This is a genomic window from Alicyclobacillus macrosporangiidus CPP55 (genome assembly GCF_000702485.1).
Taxonomy (GTDB): domain Bacteria; phylum Bacillota; class Bacilli; order Alicyclobacillales; family Alicyclobacillaceae; genus Alicyclobacillus_H; species Alicyclobacillus_H macrosporangiidus_B.
The window spans coordinates 3,685,338-3,704,149 of record NZ_JNIL01000001.1; the positions used below are offsets into that span (position 1 = coordinate 3,685,338).

The window sequence follows — 18,812 nt, forward strand, 5'->3', positions numbered from 1 at the left end:
GGATCGATACGATGTTGGAGACCGATCGCATGGAAAACAGGACATCGCCGTCCGATGGGGTATATTCCAGGTGTCACAACGGTGTCACAACGGGGGCGTCGCCGGGCCCTGTGTGACGGGGGCGCCGGGGGCCATCGGGAGGGGCGCGTATGCGGTTTTCGTGGCAAACTTGGATGCGCAGGAGAGGCTTCGCTATGGCGTTCGGGGTGCTGGCACTGGCAGCCGGGTGCCTGCCCGCCGTCCAGCCCGGTGCATCGCAGCGCCACGCACCGGCACCGGTCACCGAGGCCGGGATGACCCTGGTCTGGGAAGCGGATGTGAAGACCCAGGCACTCGCGCTCATCCGCGAAAGCCGCCGCATCTGTCATCTGGATATCTACGAACTGTCCGATCCGGACATCCTCGCGGCCCTGGCCGACGCCCGGCACCGCGGCGTGGATGTCCGGGTGGTCGTGGACGCGACGGAGCAGCACAGCCAGGAGGAGGGGGTCCCGTACCTGCGCCGGAACGGGGTCCCTGTCGAATCCCTGCGCATCCCGCGCGGTATCTCGCACATCAAGATGCTGGTGGCGGACGGCGGGGTCTTGATTGGCGGGATGAACTTCGGAACAGGGAGCTGGGACAACAACGACGCCTCTGTCGTGATCGCGCAGCCGAATGATTCTTTTGACGCGCTCTTTCGCTGGGACTGGCAGCGGGCGTCCGGCGAACCGGCCGCAGCGCCTGCCGTGAAGGCTCCGCTCGTCGACGAGCGCAAGGTGGAGCAGCACGTGGTCGACGCCATCCGGAGCGCCCGCCAGTCGGTGGCGATGGAGGCGTTCGTCCTGTCGGACTGGGCCGTCATCGACGCGTTGACGGCGGCAGCGAAGCGAGGGGTCACCGTCGAGGTCCTGCTCGATCCGGGCCAATCGCAAAACCGCAAGACCGCGGACACCCTCCGCAAGGCGGGCGCAGTGGTGCGGTTTTACAAGCCGTACGGGGAGGAGTGGATGCACGCCAAGATGGTCGACGTGGATCACGGCCGGGTATTTCTCATCGGAAGTGCCAACTTCAGCCACCAAGCCTACACGTACAACCACGAAGGCGATGTGGAACTGCATCAGGTGCCGTCCTTCGCCCGGTCGCTGGAGGAGGACCTGGCCGACGAGATGACTCGCGGGACGGTCTATCCCGCGCGGCGCTCCGGACAAGGGGGAGACGGCGATGCGGGTTGAGCCGCCGGCCGGAACCTGCGGTGGATGGCGGCGAGCCGGGGACGAGGCGCGGAGCGGCATCGGGGATGGACCGTGGGCCGACCGGATCGATCACGCGGTCACCCGCCGACTCGTGCCGCTGTGGCGGCGATGGCCCGGGCTGAATGCGGCGATGGCGGTGGCCGCCCGTGTCACACCTGTCGTGATGCTGGCCCTGATGGCGATGGCGTCCTTCGGTTGGCCAGCGGGCATTCCGGCTGCAAAGACGGGTACGTCCGCCCTGGCGGGCGTGGCGGCGGCCGTTGCGGCTCGTCTGCTCAACGAACCCATCTCCCGGTGGGTGGACCGGCCGCGCCCGTTTGAGACCGCCGGGTTTGCGCCGCTGGTCGGGCACGCCGGGGGGCAGGCGTTCCCGAGCAATCATGCCACCGGGGCGTTTGCCCTCGCGGTCAGTTTCGTCCACGTGCCGGCCTACGGGCCGGTGCTGCTGGCGCTGGCGGTGCTCCTTTGCGTCTCGCGCGTGTACTGCGGGCTGCACCACCTGACGGACGTGCTGGGTGGCGCGCTGCACGGCGCGTTGGCGGGCGCCCTGGCGGCGTGGTTGGCGGGGGGCCCGTCCGGTTAGCTGCCGATAGGTGCTGCATACACATGTCCCACGGTCGCCTGGGGCACACTTCCAGAATCAATCCGGATCCGCCATATGAGGAGACGCACAATCCATGGGAGCAAGAGCCTTCGCAGTATGTCTGTGCGCTGCGGCCGTGACCGCTCTGTCCGGACCTCTCGCCCCGGTGCGGGCACAGGTGTCGGTGCAGGTGACGCTGCGCGACACCGGGATCAATCCGCCGCAGTTCACGGCCAGACTCAATCAACCAGTAAACCTCACGATTGTGAACCGGGGCACCAAGACGCACAACCTCGTCATCCCCGATTTCTACATCTTCACCCCCAATCTGGCGCCTGGCGAGCGGGCGACAGCGTCCTTTACGCCCGACCGGCGCGGTAGATTTCCCTATTATTCCGACACCGGGGGCCGGCCGGAGCCGGGTCTGCGCGGCACGTTGACGGTCCGCTGACGAGATCCGCGTGCGTGCGGCTTCCCGCATGGTTTCCCATGGGCGGGCGCCGAGGTACAATGGGAGCGAAGGGAGGGGCGCGGCGTGGAGATGCGCGTGACGACCACTTGGCATGGAAAACGCCACTTCACGGCGGTCGGCGCTTCGGGGCATGAGGTGTCCATCGACGCGAAACCGGACGTGGGGGGCGAGGACAAGGGCAGCCGTCCGATGGAACTGTTGCTGATGGGGCTGACTGGCTGCACCGGTATTGACGTCACGATGATTTTGGAACGCATGCGCCAGCCGCTCGAGCGCCTGGATATCGAGGCGGTGGGCGTACGGCGCGAGGAGTACCCGCAGGCGTTTACGGAGATCCACCTGACCTATCGCATGACCGGGGATGTGCAGCCGGCCAAGGCTTGGCGGGCGATCCAACTGAGCGAGGAGAAATACTGCTCGGCCTCCGCGTCCCTGAAAGCGCGCATCGTGCCGCATCTGGTGCTCAACGGCCAGGAAGTGCCGAACCCTGGGCCAGAAGCCGGTGCGGAGGGTGACCTCCCGGATTAACCGGGAGGCCATTGGAGCTGGCGTCCGCCGAGCAGGTGGTAATGCAGGTGGGGAACCGTCTGCTGGCCGTGGAACCCAACGTTGGTCACGAGGCGGTATCCTTTTTCGGCCACGCCGAGTTGCTCGGCGACTTGCCGGGCGGCCTGGTGGATCTCGCCGAGGACGGCCGCGTCCTCCGCCGTCAGGGCGTGGGCCGACGGGATGTGCCGTTTCGGGATGATCAGCACATGCACCGGGGCCTGCGGGCGGATGTCGTGGAAGGCGAGCACGTGATCGTTCTCGAATACGGTGTTCGAGGGGAGTTCGCCAGCCACGATCTTGCAGAAGATGCAGTCGCTCATCGGACTCACTCCTGTCGATTGACTCGCACAAAGGCCGATGCGGTGTTGCAGGACGTGCCTGCACTTCACCATTGTACCAATTTTGCACCTTTTGCACCGCATCCGGACAACGGAACATGGCGCGCCCGGCCTAGGGGGCAGACGCTTCCGCGGTGGGCCGCCGGATTGGGGGAGAAGCAGATGGCGGTGGTCGCGTATTTCAACGGGCAGTTCGTCGATCCCGATGGCGCCTGGGTGCCATTGGAGGAACGGGGACATCAGTTCGGCGACGGGGTGTACGAGGTCATCCGCGTGTACAGCGGCCGCCCGTTCCTGATGGAGGAACACCTCGAGCGGCTGGAGAGGAGTCTTCGCGTGATCGACATTGCGAATCCGCACACGAGCGAGGAATGGGCCCATTTGATCGCGGAATCGGTGCGCCGCAGCGGTGAGGCGGAGGCGCAGATCTACCTGCAGGTGACGCGAGGATCCGCGGTGCGCGGTCACGTGTTCCCCGGGGAGGCGGCGCCGAACGTCAGCCTGGTGGTCCGCCCTGCCGCGGCGCCGGTGTATCCGGAGGACGCGGCGCTCTTGGCACTGCCCGATGAGCGCTGGCCGAACGTGTATGTGAAGAGCATCAACCTGTTGCCCAACGTGATCGCCAAGGAGGCGGCGAAGCGCGCGGGCGCGGTGGAAGCCATGCTGGTTCGCGCCGGGGTCATCACGGAAGGCGCGAGCAGCAACCTGTGGTTCGTCATCGGCGGGCGGGTGTACACACACCCGGCGAACCGGTACATCCTCGGGGGCATCACGCGCCAGTTCGTGCTGCAGCTGGCCCGAGAGACCGGGGTCGAGGTCGTCGAGGAGGCGGTCCCGTTCTCGAAGCTCGGCGAGGTGCAGGAGGTGTTCGTCACGAGCACCACGCAGGAGATCCTGCCCGTCGCGCGGGTGTTCACCGACCGGCGCATCGCGTCTGCGCTTGAAGCGCTGCCCGCCGAGCCGGCGGAGACCTTGCTGCCGCAGGTGCAGGACCCGGTGGAACTGTGGCGCAGGCCCGGTGATGCGGTGGTGACCGAACGTCTCGCGGAGGCATTCGCTCAGGCATTGGAGAAATTCCGCAACTATGAACCCCTGCTGCAGGCGTGAGTCCGTCGGCCGCCCGCGCGTGGAGGCCGCACGCGGGCGGCGCCTTTCAGGGCTTGTTGAAAAGCAAATGGTTCTGATATCATAAGAGTCGATCAATCTACCGACTGGTCGGTTCTAAAGCGGCCGGATCGAGGGGGAGAGACCTTGACGCGCAAGATACGCAGGGTGGGCGTCATCGGCGCCGGCGTGATGGGCGCGGCGATTGCAGCGCACCTGGCCAACGTCGGGCTGTCGGTGGTCCTGTTGGACATCGTGCCGAGCGAACTGACGGAGGACGAGGCGAAGCAAGGGTTGACGCTGGCGTCGAAGGCGGTGCGCAACCGCATCGTCAACCGGGGGCTGCAGGCCGCGCTGCGCGCCAAACCGGCTTCCTTTTACAGCGAAGAGGACGCGGCCCGGATTGAAACCGGGAACCTGGAGGATGACTTGGATCGCCTGGCCGCGTGCGACTGGGTGATCGAGGCCATCGTCGAAAACCTGGAGGCCAAGAAAGCGCTTTTTGCCAAGCTGGAAAACGTCGTCCGGGCGGATGCCGTGGTGAGCTCCAACACCTCCGGCATCTCCATCGCCGCGATGGCCGAGGGGCGGGGCGAGTCCTTCCGGCGGCGGTTCCTGGGCACGCACTTCTTCAATCCGCCGCGGTACATGAAACTGCTCGAGATCATCCCTGGTCCGGAGACGGATCCGGAACTGGTATCGTTTATGCGGCGGTTTGGCGAGCGGGTGCTCGGCAAGGGCGTGGTGCTGGCCAAGGACACGCCGAATTTCATCGCCAACCGCATCGGGACCTACGGTTTGATGGCGACGCTCGATGCCATGCATCGCTTCGGCCTTGGGGTCGATGAGGTGGACGCGCTGACCGGGCCGGTGATGGGCCGGCCGAAGAGCGCCACGTTCCGCACCCTGGATCTGGTCGGCCTGGACACGTTCGTACACGTGGCGAACAATGTCCGCGCGTCCGTGGCGGACCCGGCGGAGAAGGATGCGTTCGCGATCCCGCCCTACCTGGAGCGGATGGTCGCCAACCGCTGGCTCGGGGAGAAGACGGGGCAGGGCTTTTTCAAGCGCGTCAAAGGCGCGGACGGGAAACGAGAGATTTTGGCGCTCGATCTCGAAACCTTCGAGTATCGGCCGCGCCGCCGCGTGCAATCGCCGACGCTCGAGGCGGCCAAGAACCAGCCCACCACCGCGCTGCGCCTGAAGACCCTCGTCTCAGGCAAGGACCCCGCGTCGCAGTTTGTCTGGGATGTGCTCAAACGGGTGCTCCTGTACACCGCCGAGCGGCAGGGCGAGATCGCCGACGACATTGTGTCGGTCGACAACGCCATGAAGTGGGGGTTCAACTGGGAGCTCGGGCCCTATGAGACGTGGGATGCCATCGGCCTGCAGGACTCCGTGGCGCGCATGCGCGCCGAGGGCGAGCGGATTCCCGCCTTCGTGGAGGAACTGTTGGCGTCCGGGCGGACGTCCTTCTATGAACGGCAGCCGGGCGAAGTCCCGAAGTTCTACGTGGGCGCCGGACAGTACCGCAGCGTCGAGGAGCCGGCCGAGGTCATCTCGCTCGCCCGCCTGAAGGAGCAGGGCCGGCTCGTGCGCGGCAATCGCTCGGCCAGCTTGGTCGATCTCGGCGACGGTGTGCTGTGTCTCGAGTTTCACTCACCGAAGCAGGCGCTTGGCCCGGACGTCGTGCAGATGATCCAGGCGGCGGCCGATGAGGTGTCGGCCAACTGGGAAGCGCTGGTCATCGGCAACCAGGCGCCCAACTTCTGTGTCGGTGCCAACCTGATGCTGATGTTGATGGAAGCCCAGGACGAGAACTGGGACGAGATCAACCTGGCGGTGCAGCAGCTGCAGCAGGCGCTGATGCGCATCAAATACCTCGATAAACCGGTGGTGGCCGCGCCGTTCGGCTATGCACTGGGCGGTGGCGCGGAGGTGTGCTTCCCGGCGGATCGCATCCAGGCGGCCGGGGAGACCTACATGGGCCTCGTCGAGGTCGGGGTCGGTCTCATCCCCGGCGGGGGCGGCAACAAGGAGATGTTGATCCGCGCCATCGAAGGGGCGGAGGGAGCGGCGGACACCCGCCTGGACAACTTCGTCCGGCGCGCCTTCGAGAACATCGCGCTCGCCAAGGTCTCGACCAGCGCCCGCGACGCGCAGAGACTCGGCTACCTGCGGAAAACCGACGGGATCACGGTGGGCGGCGATCACCTGTTGCACGACGCGAAGCAGGTGGCTCTGGGGCTCGCCCGGGCGGGGTACACGCCGCCCACCCCGCGGCCCATCCCGGTCATCGGCGAGGACGGCGCGGCGGCGCTGAAGATCGGGGTGTACGCGATGAAGAAAGCCGGTTACATCTCCGATCACGATGAGAAGATCGCCCACCACCTGATCCGCGTGCTGACGGGCGGGTCGGTCCGCCGCGGCACGCTGGTGTCGGAACAGTATCTGCTCGACCTGGAGCGCGAGGCGTTCCTCAGCCTCATCGGTGAGCCGAAGACGCAGCAGCGCATGCAGCACATGCTGCAGACCGGCAAGCCGCTGCGCAACTGAGGCGAGGTGTGCGAAGGAGAGATGGGGATGAGAGAAGCGGTAATTGTCGCCGGCGTGCGCACGGCCATCGGGAAGGCGCCCAAGGGCAGCCTGCGCACCACGCGCCCGGATGACCTGGGGGCGGCGGTGATCAAAGAACTGTTGAACCGGGCACCCGGGGTGCGCCCGGAGGACGTCGAGGACGTGATCATCGGCTGCGCCATCCCGGAGGCGGAGCAGGGGATGAACATGGCGCGCATCATCGCGCTGCGCGCGGGGATGCCGACCACCGTGCCGGGGGTGACGGTCAACCGGTTCTGCGCGTCGGGCCTGCAGACCATCGCGATGGCCGCGCAACAGGTGATGTCGGGCATGGCGGATGTGGTCATCGCGGGTGGCGTCGAGTCGATGAGCATGATCCCGATGGGCGGATACAACATCTCGCCGAACCCGTACCTGGCTGACCACTATCCGCAGGCGTACATGTCGATGGGCCATACGGCCGAGGAGGTGGCCAAGCGCTTCGGCGTGACGCGCGAGGACCAGGACGCCTTCGCGCTGCGCAGCCATCGGAGGGCCGCCGCGGCCATCGACGCGGGCAAGTTCAAGGATGAGATCGTGCCGGTGGAGGTCAAGCAGACGGAGCTGGGACCAGACGGAAAACCGGTGACTCACACGTTCGTGTTTGACACGGACGAGGGCGTGCGCCGCGACACGTCGATGGAGGCGCTGGCCAAGCTGCGCCCGGCATTCAGCGCCAACGGCACGGTGACCGCCGGCAACAGCTCGCAGACCAGCGACGGTGCGGCGGCGGTGCTGGTGATGTCGGCGGACCGCGCATTGGAACTGGGATTGAAGCCCTTGGCGGTGTTCCGCTCCTTCGCCGTGGCCGGGGTCGATCCGGACATTATGGGGGTCGGACCGGTGGCGGCGGTGCCGAAGGCGCTGAAGCTGGCGGGCCTGACGCTCGGCGAGATCGACCTGATTGAATTGAACGAGGCGTTCGCGGCCCAAGCGCTGCAGGTGATCCGAGCACTGGAGATGGACGAGGAACGCGTCAACGTCAACGGCGGCGCGATCGCGCTGGGACATCCGCTCGGCTGCACAGGCGCACGGTTGACGGTGTCGCTGCTGAACGAACTGTCCCGCCGCGGCGGGCGGTACGGCTTGGTGACGATGTGCATCGGCGGCGGCATGGGCGCGGCTGGCGTCATCGAGCGCGTGTCGTGATGGCAGGGGGACTCTGGGTATCAGGAGAAGGCCCCGCGCTGTCCGGCGGGGCCATGCGAGGAGGAGAAGCCGAAGATGGCGACGGAGGAGAAGAAGCTGACCAAGGGCGGCGCGTTCCTGATTGAGACGGCGGCGCCCGACGAGGTGTTCACCCCGGAGGATTTCACGAAGGAGCACCTGATGATCGCGGAGACCACCCGTTCCTTCGTGCAGAACGAGGTGATCCCGCATCAGGAGCAGTTGGAGCATCAGGATTGGGACCTCACGGTGAAGCTGCTGCGCAAGATGGGCGAACTCGGCCTGTTGGCCGCCGATGTGCCGGAGGAGTACGAGGGCTTAGGCCTCGACAAGGTGAGCTCGGCCCTGATTGCCGAGAACCTGACCTGGGGCGGTTCCTTCGCCCTCAGCCACGGGGCGCACGTGGGCATTGGGACGCTGCCGATTGTGTTCTTCGGCAACGATGAGCAGCGTCGCAAATACCTGCCGGCGCTGGCCTCGGGGGAGAAGATCGCGGCGTACGCCCTCACGGAGCCGGGGTCCGGGTCCGATGCCCTGGGCGCGAAGACGACCGCCCGCCTGTCGGAGGACGGAAAGTACTACATCCTCAACGGGACGAAGCAATTCATCACCAACTCCGGCTTCGCCGATGTGTTCGTGGTGTACGCGAAGATCGACGGGGAGAAGTTTTCCGCCTTCATCGTCGAGCGCGACTTCCCGGGCGTGTCGACCGGCCCTGAGGAGAAGAAGATGGGCATCAAGGCGTCCTCGACGCGTCCGCTCATCCTCGAGGACGTGAAGGTGCCTGTGGAGAACCTGCTCGGTGAACCGGGCAAGGGGCACCTGATTGCGTTCAACATCTTGAACATCGGCCGCTACAAGCTGGCGGTCGGGTGCGTCGGCGGCATCAAGGCGGCGCTGCAGACGTCCGTGAAGTACGCGAAATCGCGCAAGCAGTTCGGGACGCCCATCGCGAACTTCCCGCTGATTCAACAGAAGATCGCGGACATGAACATCCGCGGGTTCGTCACCGAGAGCATGGCGTACCGCTCCACGGGAGACATCGACCGGCAGCTCGAGTCGCTGGGCGGCCACGTGGACGGCGCCAGTGCCGCGCGGGCCATCGCGGAATATGCGCTGGAGTGCTCGGTGAACAAGGTGTACGCCTCGGAGGCGCTCGACTTCGTCGTCGACGAAGGCGTACAGATCCACGGCGGGTACGGGTTCATCCAGGAATACCCGATCGAGCGGATGTACCGGGACTCCCGCATCAACCGGATCTTCGAGGGCACCAACGAGATCAACCGGCTGCTCATCCCCGACATGTTGCTGCGCAAGGCGCTGAAAGGGGAGCTGCCGCTGATGCAGGCCGCGCAGGGCCTTCAACAGGAGCTGATGGGCATGCTGCCGCTGCCCGACGAGTCGGTGCCCCTGGGGGCGGAGTCGCACATCCTGGAGATGGCCAAAAAGGTATTCCTGTTTACCGGCGGGCTGGCGGTCCAAAAGTACATGCAGTCGCTCAAGGACGAGCAGGAGATCCTGGCCGATCTGGCCGATATCATCATCGAGATCTACGCGTTGGAGAGCGCGCTGCTGCGCACGAAGAAGGCCATCGAAAAAGGGCTGGACGCGGACAACAAGATCGATATGGTGCAGGTGTATGCGCGGGAGGCGTTCGACCGCATCGAGGGCAGGGCCAAGCGCGTCCTCTCCGCCATCGAGGAGGGCGACACCCTGCGCACGCAGCTGGCGGTGCTGCGCAAGTTGACGCGCGTGCAGCCGGTCAACAGCAAGGAGATCAAGCGCCGAATCGCGCGCCGGGTGATCGAGGCGGAGCAATACCTGGCGTAAGCGCACGCCACAGCGATGAGGGGCTCCCCGTATGGGGGACTGGTTCTGTCGTGGAGCAAAAAACAGTCGAAAGTAAATGGAACGCCGTGCTCATGACACGATCATGGGCACGGCTTTTTCCGTCTCAATATGCGATGGCGTCGAGTAAACTCTGTCGGGTATGCGGTACAATCAAATCACAATTGTTCACCTTAGAGGAGCAGTCTGGATGCCGTCACTCCAGTTCAAGGGCAAATCGTTTGTCCAAAACCACCATCTCACGGTGCCCTGCCACGAGCTCATCCCGGTGCCGGCCAAGAGCTGGACGGACGAGACTCGCCTGGACGACAACCTGATCATCCACGGGGACAACCTGGTCGCCCTCAAGTCCCTCCTGCCTCTGTATCGGGAGCAGGTCAAGGTGGTGTACATCGATCCACCGTACAACACGGGCACCGAGTCCTGGGTGTACAACGACAACGTGGACGCGCCGATGATGCGCGCGTGGCTGGGGCGGGTGGTGGACCGGGACGATCTGACCCGCCATGACAAGTGGCTGTGCATGATGATGCCGAGGCTTCAGCTGCTCCGGGAGCTGCTGCGGCCCGACGGCGTGATCTTCGTCAGCATCGATGCGAACGAGATCCATCACCTGCGCTGCCTGATGGATGAGGTGTTCGGCGAGGAGAACTACCGAGATACCATCGTCATCCGGCGCGGGGCGAAGAATGTCCAGGCCCAGTTCGACACCATCGGCGCCTTGTCCAACGGTTACGAGTCCATCCTGGTCTACTCGAAAAGCCCCGAGGTTCGGTTTCACAAGGTCTACGAGGACCTGAAGGAGGACCGTCCTGGCGGTTGGAACCATCACTGGCGGGGGACGGACCGGCCGACGATGCGCTACCCGCTGTTCGGCATCACGCCAAAGACCGGTCAATGGCGGTGGCAGGATTCCAGGAGTCTGGCCGCCATCCGAAATTACGAACGTTTGGTGGAGGATCTCCGCCGCCGGGGATGGGCCCTGACGCAAGAGAACATCGACCGGTGGTACCTGGAGTGGACCGAGCGCACGGGGGAACCTCTCGACCTTCTGCGGCTGTCGGAGTCGGGGATGCCGGAGCACTACGTACCGCCCGCCAGGCGGAAGCTGTTGAGCAACCTGTGGACGGATCTGAAACCGAACGGGCATCGCCAGGTGGCGCAGCTGTTCGGGCGGCGGGTGTTCGACAACCCGAAGCCGGTCGAACTCGTCCAACGATTGATTCGATTCGCCTCGGACGAACCGGACATCTTGGTCCTGGACGCGTTTGCCGGGACCGGGACGACGGCCCACGCGGTCCTGGCGATGAATCGGGAGGACGGCGGGCGGCGCCGGTTCATCCTCATCGAGATGGAGCCCTACGCGGACACGGTCACCGCGGAGCGCGTCCGGCGCGTCATGCGGGGCGTGCCCGACGCAAAGGACGAGGCCCTGCGGCGCGGGTACGGCGGGTCGTTCTCCTACTACGAGATCGGGCGGCCGATGGAGCTCGAGGGGCTCTTGTCCGGAGCGTGCCTGCCCGCTTACGAAGAGCTCGCTCGGTACGTGTTCCACACGGCGACCGGGGAGGTGTTCCGGCCGGAAGTGCTCGACCGGCGGCGGTGGTTCATCGGCGAGAGCCGTGCCTACGAGGTGTACCTGCTTTACGAACCGGATGTGGCCGCCCTGCAGTCCTTGGCGATCACGCCGGAATTCGTGCAGGCGTTGGGCCCACCTGCCAGTCCGAAGCGGCGATTGGTGTTCGCTCCGGCCCGCCTGGTGGAGGATGAGATGCTCGCTGCCTGCGGGGTGGAGTTTGCGCAGCTGCCCTACGATCTGTTCCGGGAGGGCGGGGGATCGGCATGATGCCGCTCAAGGACTACCAGCGCCGGGCACTCACGGTGGTGGAGACGTATCTGCATGCCCTGCGGGAACACCGCGACCGGTGGGCCGATCCGGACGGGGCGCGGCCGGCATGGGATTTCACCGCGGAGGCATGGCGAGCGGTATCCGATGCACCGCTCGCCGCCCGCCGCACCGGGGCGGGGGATCCGCTGCCGTCCTTCTGCGTCCAGATTCCCACCGGTGGGGGGAAAACCTACCTCGCGGTGCGGATCGTCGATCTGGTGCAGCGCATCTATCTCAGGCGCCGGGCGGGCGTGGTCCTGTGGGTGGTGCCGACCCGCCAGATCTATCGCCAGACCCTGGCGGCTTTGAAGGATCGGGCCCATCCGTACCGGCAGTTCCTCGAGCTCGCCACAGGGGGGCGGGTGCGGGTGGTGGAGAAGACGGACCGCTTTCGCCCGGGGGATCTGGCGGATCATCTGTTGGTGCTGATGTTGATGCTGCCTTCGGCCAACCGGCGGGATCGAGAGACCCTGCGCCTGTTCCAGGACACCGGCGGCTGGGACGACTTTTTCCCGGCGGAGTGGGATCGGACGGCTCACGAGCGGTTGCTCGCGCGCTGGCGGAACCTGGACTACTACGGTTCGGCGGGCGATCCGCGCGGCATTCAGGTGAAGACGTCGCTTGGCAACGTGCTGCGGATGTGCTCCCCCCTGGTGATCCTCGACGAGGGCCAGAAGGCGTACAGCCCCGGCGCGCAGCGCACCCTGCGGGGGTTCAATCCGTGCATGGTGGTGGAGCTGTCGGCCACCCCGCCGCGGGGCAGCCCGGTGCTGGTGCGGATCCCCGGGCGGGCGTTGAAAGAGGAAGAGATGGTCAAGCTCGACCTGCACGTCGTCAACCGGGACGTCGCCCGCTGGCAGGAGACGCTGCGGGAGAGCGTGGCGTGGCGCGATCGGCTGGAAGCGGCGGCGGAGCGGCACCGGGCGGAGACGGGCCGGTATATCCGTCCCATCTGCCTGATCCAGGTGGAGCGCACGGGGCGGGACCAGCGGGAATCGGGACACATCCACGCGGATCACGTCCACTGGGAATTGGTTCACACGCACCGGATTCCGGCCGACCAGATCGCCGTCAAGTCCAGCGAGCGGGACGACATCGAGGGCATCGACCTGCTGTCGCCAGCGTGCCCCGTCCGGTTCATCATCACGAAACAGGCCCTGCAGGAAGGATGGGACTGCCCGTTCGCCTACGTCCTGACGCTGCTGGCGAACCCGGCCTCGCCGACAGCGCTCACACAGCTGGTGGGCCGCATCCTCCGCCAGCCGTACGCGCGAAAGACGGGTGTCCGGTTGCTCGATGAGAGCTACGTCTTCTGCTTCCGCCGGGACGCGGCGGAGCTCGCCCGGGCGATCCGGGACGGACTGGAACGGGAGGGGCTGGGAGATCTGACCGGCCGCGTGCGGGTGTCGGACCGCTTGCGGGAAGGGGACGATGGGCCAGCGGGCGGGCGCGGGCCGAGGCGTCATCCCCGCGGCGGGGACGCCAGTGGCGCGGCCGCAGGTGGTCCTGTTGAAGTTGGCCCGGCTGAGCTTGGCTCCGTCGCGCGGGCAGCCCCAGAAGGCCCGAAGGCCTGTGCCAACGTGTCGATGGCCGCCCTGGGACAGGTTCGCTGGGGGGATTTCACGCTCGAGCGCATCCGGAACCTCAGGCCGCACGACTCGCCCCGCGAGGGCGCGGGATCGGGCGCCGCGGAGGTCAACCGGCTCTATCTCACGCGCGCGCTCCAGGCGGAGGTGCCCAACCCATGGGTGGCGTGGGCACTGGTGGACCGCGCGCTTCACATCCTGCGGCAGGAGTGCGGTTGGGACGAGGCCGCGTTGGCGGCGAATCAGGGATGGATCGCGGAGGCGTTGGCCGAGGCCGTCGGGGCGGAACGGGATGATCAACTGCGCGCGATGTCACACGGCGGGAGGTGGAAGGACCCATGCTCGGGGGATGGGTGATGACGTGGATCGCGGGGGTGTTTCCCTTGCTGTCGTTCGTCTTGCCGTTGATCCTGTACTACCGGTGGAAGGCGGTCTGGCTGTCGACGTTGGTGGTGCTGTTCGGGTCGCTGGCGGCCCTGTGGGCCTGGTTCAGCCTGACGTTCTGGCCCTGGGTGTTGGCGTATGTCATGCTGGCCTGGTTGGGCTGTTGGGCGGGCGCATGGCTGCGCCAACGGAGGCCTCCTCGGGGAGCGGCGGACCGGCGAGCGGACGCGGGCGGCCGTTAGGGGACCGGGGATCGGCGCGGGGGCCGTCCTGGGCGGCCCCTCACGCGTTGCTCTGGTCGTTCGGCAGGATGTACACCGGGACGTGGTATTTGACGCCAAAGTGTCGGGCCACCTGGACGTCGTCGTAATAGATGTCGATGTGGTGGCCAGCGATGGCGCCGCCCGTGTCCTCGGCGACGCGGTAGCCGATGCCCGGGATGAAGACGCGGGTGCCGTACGGGATGACGCGCGGATCGACCGCGACGGTTTCGCCCTGGACCACGTGTTTGCCGGTGGAAGTCACGCCGTACAAGGGATCGCCCGGATTCTTGCCGGTCGACTCAAACCCGGCGGTGTACGCGGTCAGCGTGCAGTAGATGACCCGCGTGCCCTTGGGCAGAAACTGCATCGGGTCGCTGCCGCGCGAGCTGAGGGTCTGCGGCGCCGGGTCCGGGGTGCGGCGCACCTCCAGGCCGAGCAGGGACCGCACGGGATCGCGCCAGCCGGGGGGATGGTACACGAGCTTTTGCCCGATCTGCAGCATGTCCGGGTTAACGATCTCGTTGTCTGCGATCAGCTGGGCCACGGGCACCCCCAAGCGGTCCGACAGCGTCCACAGGGTGTCGCCCGGCCGCACAGTGTACACCTCGGTGGGCTGGAAGTGAAAGCTCGGCATGCGGTCGTCGATCACGGTGGTGGTGGGCAGCTCGACCGCCGCCCAAGCGACCACAGGCGCCGCCAGGATGCCCAGGAGTCCCGCCAGCCAAGCGCGTTCGCTTCGGGTCACGTCTTTTTCCTCCCATTCCATGCAGGTTACGTTCTCTACCAGCATGGACCGGGGAGAGGAAAGATAAACATGAACGCGAAAAAATGGATGAAAAAGAGAAAGTATTGTGTGAATTCATTCCCGGCGACGCACCGGAGGGTCGCCGGGACCGGGTTGAGGCGGACCGGTCAGGCCGTGGGGGTGCGGTCGAGCAAAAGGTCGATCTCGCTTTTGTACTTGTTCCCCGGTGTCTCGAGGATCTGGGGGATCCCGCGCAAGACCTCGTGATGGACGATGCGCTTGAGGGCCTCGAGGCCGATGGACCCCTCGCCGATGTTGGCGTGCCGGTCCTTATGGGAGTTGAACGGGGTCTTGGAGTCGTTGATGTGCGCCACCTTGAGGCGGTCCAAGCCCAGCACCTCGTCGAAGTGGTGCAGGAACCCGTCGAAGTCGTTGACGATGTCGTAGCCGTAGCTGTAATTGTGGCAGGTGTCGATGCACACGCCGAGCTTGTCCTGATGCTTCACGCGGCTGATGATCTCGGCGATCTGCTCGAGTGAGTTGCCCACTTTCGATCCGTCGCCCGCCATGGTCTCGAGGCAGATGGTCAGCTTCTCCTCGCCGGTCAGAATGCTGTTGAGGGCTTCTGCGATCCGCTCGATGGCGTACGCTTCTCCTTCCCCCACATGGCTGCCGGGGTGCATCACGATGTACCGGAAGCCCAGATACTCGACGCGCTCAATCTCCTCCTTGAGCACCATCACGCCGTAGTCCCAGGTCTCCGGCTTCGGGCTGGCCAGGTTGACCAGATAGGACAGGTGCACGACCGGATCGACGATATCGTGCTCGGCCATGAGGGCGAGTGCTTCATCGCGGTGGAACTCGGTGATGGGCCGGGCCTTTCCGCCCCGGTTGCTGCGCGTGTAGATCATGTAGGTGTTGGCCTCGTAGGACAGGGTCTCCTCGACGGCGGCCAAAAGCCCTGTCTTTGCGACGGACACGTTGGCGCCGAGCAGAATTCGATCTTCATTGGATGGCACTTCACAAGCCTCCTCGCAATGGTTCGGACTCAGCATACCAACTTTGCTGAGAAAAGGGAACGCCGCCTCCTGCGCAGCGAATGCCCCATGCACAGGTGCGAACGGAATCCAAGTCAAGCGGGTCATCCGCCGATCGGAAAGTAGGTGTACTATAATGGGAGCATGCGGTGGACGAAGCATTTCATGGCTGTCGCGGTTGCGGTAAAGAGTCTGAAACTTCAATGAGAATGAAAGATACCAACCGTTTGGTACGGAGGCGGTGCTCCGGTGCGGCGTCGGCGGAGAATCGGAAGATGGTTGAACGGATTGTGCGCGGCAGGGGCGACCTTGGTTCTGTGCGATCTCGCGGCGTTCGGGGCGGGTCCGCTCCCGCCCTTGGGGGCAGCGTTCAATCCCGGGACGGGCGTGTGGACGGCCGCGAAGGACGCAGTGTTGCCGCGGGACACGTCCCTGCGGGTACCCGGGCTGCAGCAGCCGGTGCAGGTGAGGTTTGATCCAAACGGGACGGCGTACATCGACGCGAAGACCGACCACGATCTGTTCCTCGCGCTCGGGTATCTGCACGCCAAGAACCGTCTGTTCCAGATGGACCTGATGCGCCGCCAGGGAGAGGGCCGGCTGGCGGAGATCGTCGGGGCGAAGGCGCTGCCGTCCGACGAGCTGGAGCTGCAACTGGGCCTGCTCCGGACCGCCCAGCAGGAATGGAATCAGATGGGGGCGGGGGATCCCGCGCGCCAAGCGCTCCTGGCGTACACCGACGGCGTCAACGCCTGTATCGCCGAGGAGAAGCGAAACGGCACCCTGCCCATGATGTTCAAGCTCCTCGGGTATGAACCGAAGCCCTGGACGCCGGTGGATACCCTCGTGATCCAGGGCGACATGACCCAGACGCTCGATTTCACCACGACGCCGCTGGACTACGCCCTCCTGGTGCAGTCGCTCGGGTACGGCCGCACGATGGCCTGGTTCCCGGTGCTGCCACCGAACGCGCAGAACCCGTATGATCCCGGCCCCTACCGCAAGGACCCGCCAGGCCCCATCGAGCAGCCGGTGCCTGCGGTGCCCGCGGCGACCATGCAGGGCACATCCTTCCAGGCAGCGGCCGGGCAGGGAGCGGCGGGGAAGGATGTACGGGGATCGTCCGGGCAGGGTGGATCGGCTCTGCCGGCCGCCGACACCACCGCCGTCCTCGACGTGCTGGAGCGGCTGCGGAATCTGCCTCCGACCGCGATTCACCACGGATCGAACAGCAACAACTGGGCGGTGGACGGGACGAAGACGGCGTCGGGAAAGCCGATGCTGGCGGGCGATCCGCACCTGAGCCAGACCTTGCCGGCCATCTGGTATCAGGTGGCGGCGCGATCGCCCTCGTACGACTTCACCGGCGTCAGCATCCCGGGGACGCCGGTGGTGTTGATCGGTAAGAATCAGCACATCGCATGGAGCTTGACCAACGTCCAGAATCAGGCCACGTTTTTCTACCAGGAGAAGACGGATCCCTCGCATCCCAACCAGTATTTCTGGAAGGGGGCGTGGCGGGACATGCAGAAGGTGGAATACGACATCCCGGTCAAGGGGGGAAAACCGGAGCATCTGACCGTCCAACTGACGGTGCATGGTCCGGTGATGACGACCAAGGGACAGACGCTGTCGGTGGACTGGATCGGCGCTTTGCCGTCACCGGACATGCAGGTCCTGCTGGGGATTCTCCGTGCGCAGAATTTCACCCAGTTCCGGGACGCCCTGAAAGACTGGCACGCTCCGTCGCAGAACTTCGTGTACGCGGACGACCAGGGCAACATCGGACTCATCTCGGCGGGCTACTATCCCATCATCCCCAAGGGCGATCCGTGGTTGCCCTTGCCGGGAACCGGGGAGTCGGACATCGTCGGGACCATCCCGTTCGACGACATCCCGCAGGTGTACAACCCGCCGACACACTTTGTCTTCTCGGCGAACCAGCGGGAGGTCGGGCCGGACTATCCGTACTACATCGGGACCACCCTCGACTTTTTCGACTCCGGGTATCGGGCGTCGCGGATTGCTGACACATTGGCCAAAGGCGACCGCATGACGATGAAGGATTTTGAGGCGCTGCAGAACGATACGCACGATCTGTTGGCGATGCGCATCGTGCCGAAACTTTTGGCCGCATTGTCCGGGCAGAAGCTGTCCGCGGCGGAGCAGGGGGCTCAGCGGCTGCTGGCGGCATGGGATGGAAACATGTCCGTCGATTCGGCCGCCGCGAGCGTGTGGTGGACATTCTGGAATCACTATCTGTCCGACACCTTCCAGCCTTGGTGGGACGCGGCCCATGTGCCGGTCGACAAAGACCCGGACCTGAAAGTCGGCCCGGAGCTCACGTCCCTCAACCAGGATCTGGAGGCGTGGACCTTGAACGACCCGGACAACCCGGCCTTTACGGCGCCCGGGCGAGCCCACCGGACGGCCCAGGACGTGATGCGCCAGGCGTTCAACGAGGCGGTGGCGGATCTAGCCAAGCAATTGGGCGGGGAGCCGGCAAGCTGGACGTGGGGCAAGCTCCACGCGCGGCAGTTCCCGTCGCTGGCCCAGATCCCGGCGCTGGGTTATGGGCCGCGCCCGAGTGGCGGCGACCGCTGGACCGTGGACGCTGCCAGCGGCGGGCTGGTGTCGAAGGCCGGTCCGAGCTGGCGGTTCATCATCGACTGGGGCGCTGGAGCGGAAGGGGTGTATCCGGGCGGCCAGAGTGAGAACCCGGCCTCGGCTTGGTACGAGAACGAGATCCCGCTGTGGTGGGACGGGCGGTATTTGCCGGTGTGGGACGTGGAGGATGCGGTGACGTCTGGCGCCGGACCAAGCGCCGGTGCCGGGGCTGGGGCCGCGGCAGGCACGGGCACTGGAGGCGCGGGCACTGGAGGCGCGGGAAGCGCGGGACCGGGGATCCAGGCGACGTGGCGGCTCAGCCCGTGATGAGGATGAGAAGGCGTCTGTCGCTTATCCCTGCGCGAATGTCAGCGCATGGAGCGGACGCCT

At 65.9% G+C, this 18,812-nt stretch carries 15 protein-coding genes; 12 read left to right on the plus strand and 3 right to left on the minus strand.

Annotated features, from left to right (window positions below):
* Nucleotides 1-194 precede the first annotated feature (194 nt).
* The 4 genes from N687_RS0118175 to N687_RS0118190 all read left to right on the plus strand — a co-directional run bounded on the left by N687_RS0118175 (nucleotide 195) and on the right by N687_RS0118190 (nucleotide 2,818).
* Complete coding sequence (locus N687_RS0118175; protein WP_197029326.1) at nucleotides 195-1,214, plus strand: phospholipase D-like domain-containing protein; 1,020 nt, start codon at nucleotides 195-197, stop codon at nucleotides 1,212-1,214.
* The gene (locus N687_RS22550) at nucleotides 1,204-1,818 is read left to right on the plus strand and encodes a phosphatase PAP2 family protein (protein WP_051663438.1); all 615 of its coding nucleotides are present in this window, start codon (nucleotides 1,204-1,206) and stop codon (nucleotides 1,816-1,818) included. Before N687_RS0118175 ends, N687_RS22550 begins: the two co-directional genes overlap by 11 nt.
* A 94-nt stretch (nucleotides 1,819-1,912) precedes the next feature.
* Complete coding sequence (locus N687_RS0118185; protein ID WP_051663439.1) at nucleotides 1,913-2,269, plus strand: cupredoxin domain-containing protein; 357 nt, start codon at nucleotides 1,913-1,915, stop codon at nucleotides 2,267-2,269.
* Between the two features lie 90 nt (nucleotides 2,270-2,359).
* Nucleotides 2,360-2,818 (plus strand): OsmC family protein, encoded by a 459-nt coding sequence (locus tag N687_RS0118190; protein WP_051663650.1) that lies wholly within the window; start codon nucleotides 2,360-2,362, stop codon nucleotides 2,816-2,818.
* Here N687_RS0118190 and N687_RS0118195 read toward each other — a convergent pair.
* A complete protein-coding gene (locus N687_RS0118195) occupies nucleotides 2,815-3,159 on the minus strand; it encodes a histidine triad nucleotide-binding protein (protein ID WP_029423222.1) in 345 nt (114 codons plus the stop codon). The genes N687_RS0118190 and N687_RS0118195 overlap by 4 nt on opposite strands.
* Nucleotides 3,160-3,339: 180 nt before the next feature.
* On the opposite strand from N687_RS0118195, the gene N687_RS0118200 reads away from it, so the two are divergent.
* From N687_RS0118200 to N687_RS0118230, 7 genes are all read left to right on the plus strand, one after another.
* Nucleotides 3,340-4,284 carry an aminotransferase class IV gene (locus N687_RS0118200; protein ID WP_035462487.1) on the plus strand — a complete coding sequence of 315 codons (945 nt, stop codon included), beginning with the start codon at nucleotides 3,340-3,342 and terminating at the stop codon, nucleotides 4,282-4,284.
* Between the two features lie 144 nt (nucleotides 4,285-4,428).
* Nucleotides 4,429-6,837, plus strand: coding sequence for a 3-hydroxyacyl-CoA dehydrogenase/enoyl-CoA hydratase family protein (locus N687_RS0118205; RefSeq protein WP_029423224.1), 2,409 nt, complete (start codon nucleotides 4,429-4,431; stop codon nucleotides 6,835-6,837).
* Nucleotides 6,838-6,864: 27 nt separating this feature from the next.
* On the plus strand, nucleotides 6,865-8,046 hold the full coding sequence (locus N687_RS0118210) for an acetyl-CoA C-acetyltransferase (RefSeq protein ID WP_029423225.1): 1,182 nt from the start codon (nucleotides 6,865-6,867) through the stop codon (nucleotides 8,044-8,046).
* 75 nt (nucleotides 8,047-8,121) lie between these two features.
* Complete coding sequence (locus N687_RS0118215) at nucleotides 8,122-9,894, plus strand: acyl-CoA dehydrogenase family protein (RefSeq protein WP_029423226.1); 1,773 nt, start codon at nucleotides 8,122-8,124, stop codon at nucleotides 9,892-9,894.
* Nucleotides 9,895-10,102: 208 nt separating this feature from the next.
* Nucleotides 10,103-11,758 (plus strand): site-specific DNA-methyltransferase, encoded by a 1,656-nt coding sequence (locus tag N687_RS0118220; RefSeq protein WP_029423227.1) that lies wholly within the window; start codon nucleotides 10,103-10,105, stop codon nucleotides 11,756-11,758.
* A complete protein-coding gene (locus N687_RS0118225; protein WP_051663440.1) occupies nucleotides 11,755-13,743 on the plus strand; it encodes a DEAD/DEAH box helicase in 1,989 nt (662 codons plus the stop codon). The genes N687_RS0118220 and N687_RS0118225 overlap by 4 nt, the downstream gene beginning before the upstream one ends.
* Entirely contained in the window at nucleotides 13,725-14,012 is a 288-nt protein-coding gene (locus tag N687_RS0118230; RefSeq protein WP_029423229.1) for a hypothetical protein, read from the plus strand. The genes N687_RS0118225 and N687_RS0118230 overlap by 19 nt, the downstream gene beginning before the upstream one ends.
* A 40-nt stretch (nucleotides 14,013-14,052) precedes the next feature.
* On the opposite strand, the gene N687_RS22555 is transcribed toward N687_RS0118230, so the two are convergent.
* Nucleotides 14,053-14,778 (minus strand): 3D domain-containing protein, encoded by a 726-nt coding sequence (locus tag N687_RS22555; protein ID WP_051663441.1) that lies wholly within the window; start codon nucleotides 14,776-14,778, stop codon nucleotides 14,053-14,055.
* Between the two features lie 167 nt (nucleotides 14,779-14,945).
* A complete protein-coding gene (locus N687_RS0118245; protein WP_231493530.1) occupies nucleotides 14,946-15,797 on the minus strand; it encodes a deoxyribonuclease IV in 852 nt (283 codons plus the stop codon).
* Nucleotides 15,798-16,094: 297 nt separating this feature from the next.
* Between N687_RS0118245 and N687_RS0118250 the strand changes: the two genes are divergently transcribed.
* Entirely contained in the window at nucleotides 16,095-18,749 is a 2,655-nt protein-coding gene (locus N687_RS0118250; RefSeq protein ID WP_197029327.1) for a penicillin acylase family protein, read from the plus strand.
* Nucleotides 18,750-18,812 lie beyond the last annotated feature (63 nt).

Coding starts and splice junctions, on each gene's coding strand:
- N687_RS0118200 (WP_035462487.1), top strand. CDS start 3,340: ATGGCGGTGGTCGCGTATTTCAACGGGCAGTTCGTCGATCCCGATGGC.
- N687_RS0118225 (WP_051663440.1), top strand. CDS start 11,755: ATGATGCCGCTCAAGGACTACCAGCGCCGGGCACTCACGGTGGTGGAG.
- N687_RS0118195 (WP_029423222.1), bottom strand. CDS start 3,159: ATGAGCGACTGCATCTTCTGCAAGATCGTGGCTGGCGAACTCCCCTCG.
- N687_RS0118190 (WP_051663650.1), top strand. CDS start 2,360: ATGCGCGTGACGACCACTTGGCATGGAAAACGCCACTTCACGGCGGTC.
- N687_RS0118175 (WP_197029326.1), top strand. CDS start 195: ATGGCGTTCGGGGTGCTGGCACTGGCAGCCGGGTGCCTGCCCGCCGTC.
- N687_RS0118220 (WP_029423227.1), top strand. CDS start 10,103: ATGCCGTCACTCCAGTTCAAGGGCAAATCGTTTGTCCAAAACCACCAT.
- N687_RS0118210 (WP_029423225.1), top strand. CDS start 6,865: ATGAGAGAAGCGGTAATTGTCGCCGGCGTGCGCACGGCCATCGGGAAG.
- N687_RS0118185 (WP_051663439.1), top strand. CDS start 1,913: ATGGGAGCAAGAGCCTTCGCAGTATGTCTGTGCGCTGCGGCCGTGACC.
- N687_RS0118215 (WP_029423226.1), top strand. CDS start 8,122: ATGGCGACGGAGGAGAAGAAGCTGACCAAGGGCGGCGCGTTCCTGATT.
- N687_RS22550 (WP_051663438.1), top strand. CDS start 1,204: ATGCGGGTTGAGCCGCCGGCCGGAACCTGCGGTGGATGGCGGCGAGCC.
- N687_RS0118230 (WP_029423229.1), top strand. CDS start 13,725: ATGCTCGGGGGATGGGTGATGACGTGGATCGCGGGGGTGTTTCCCTTG.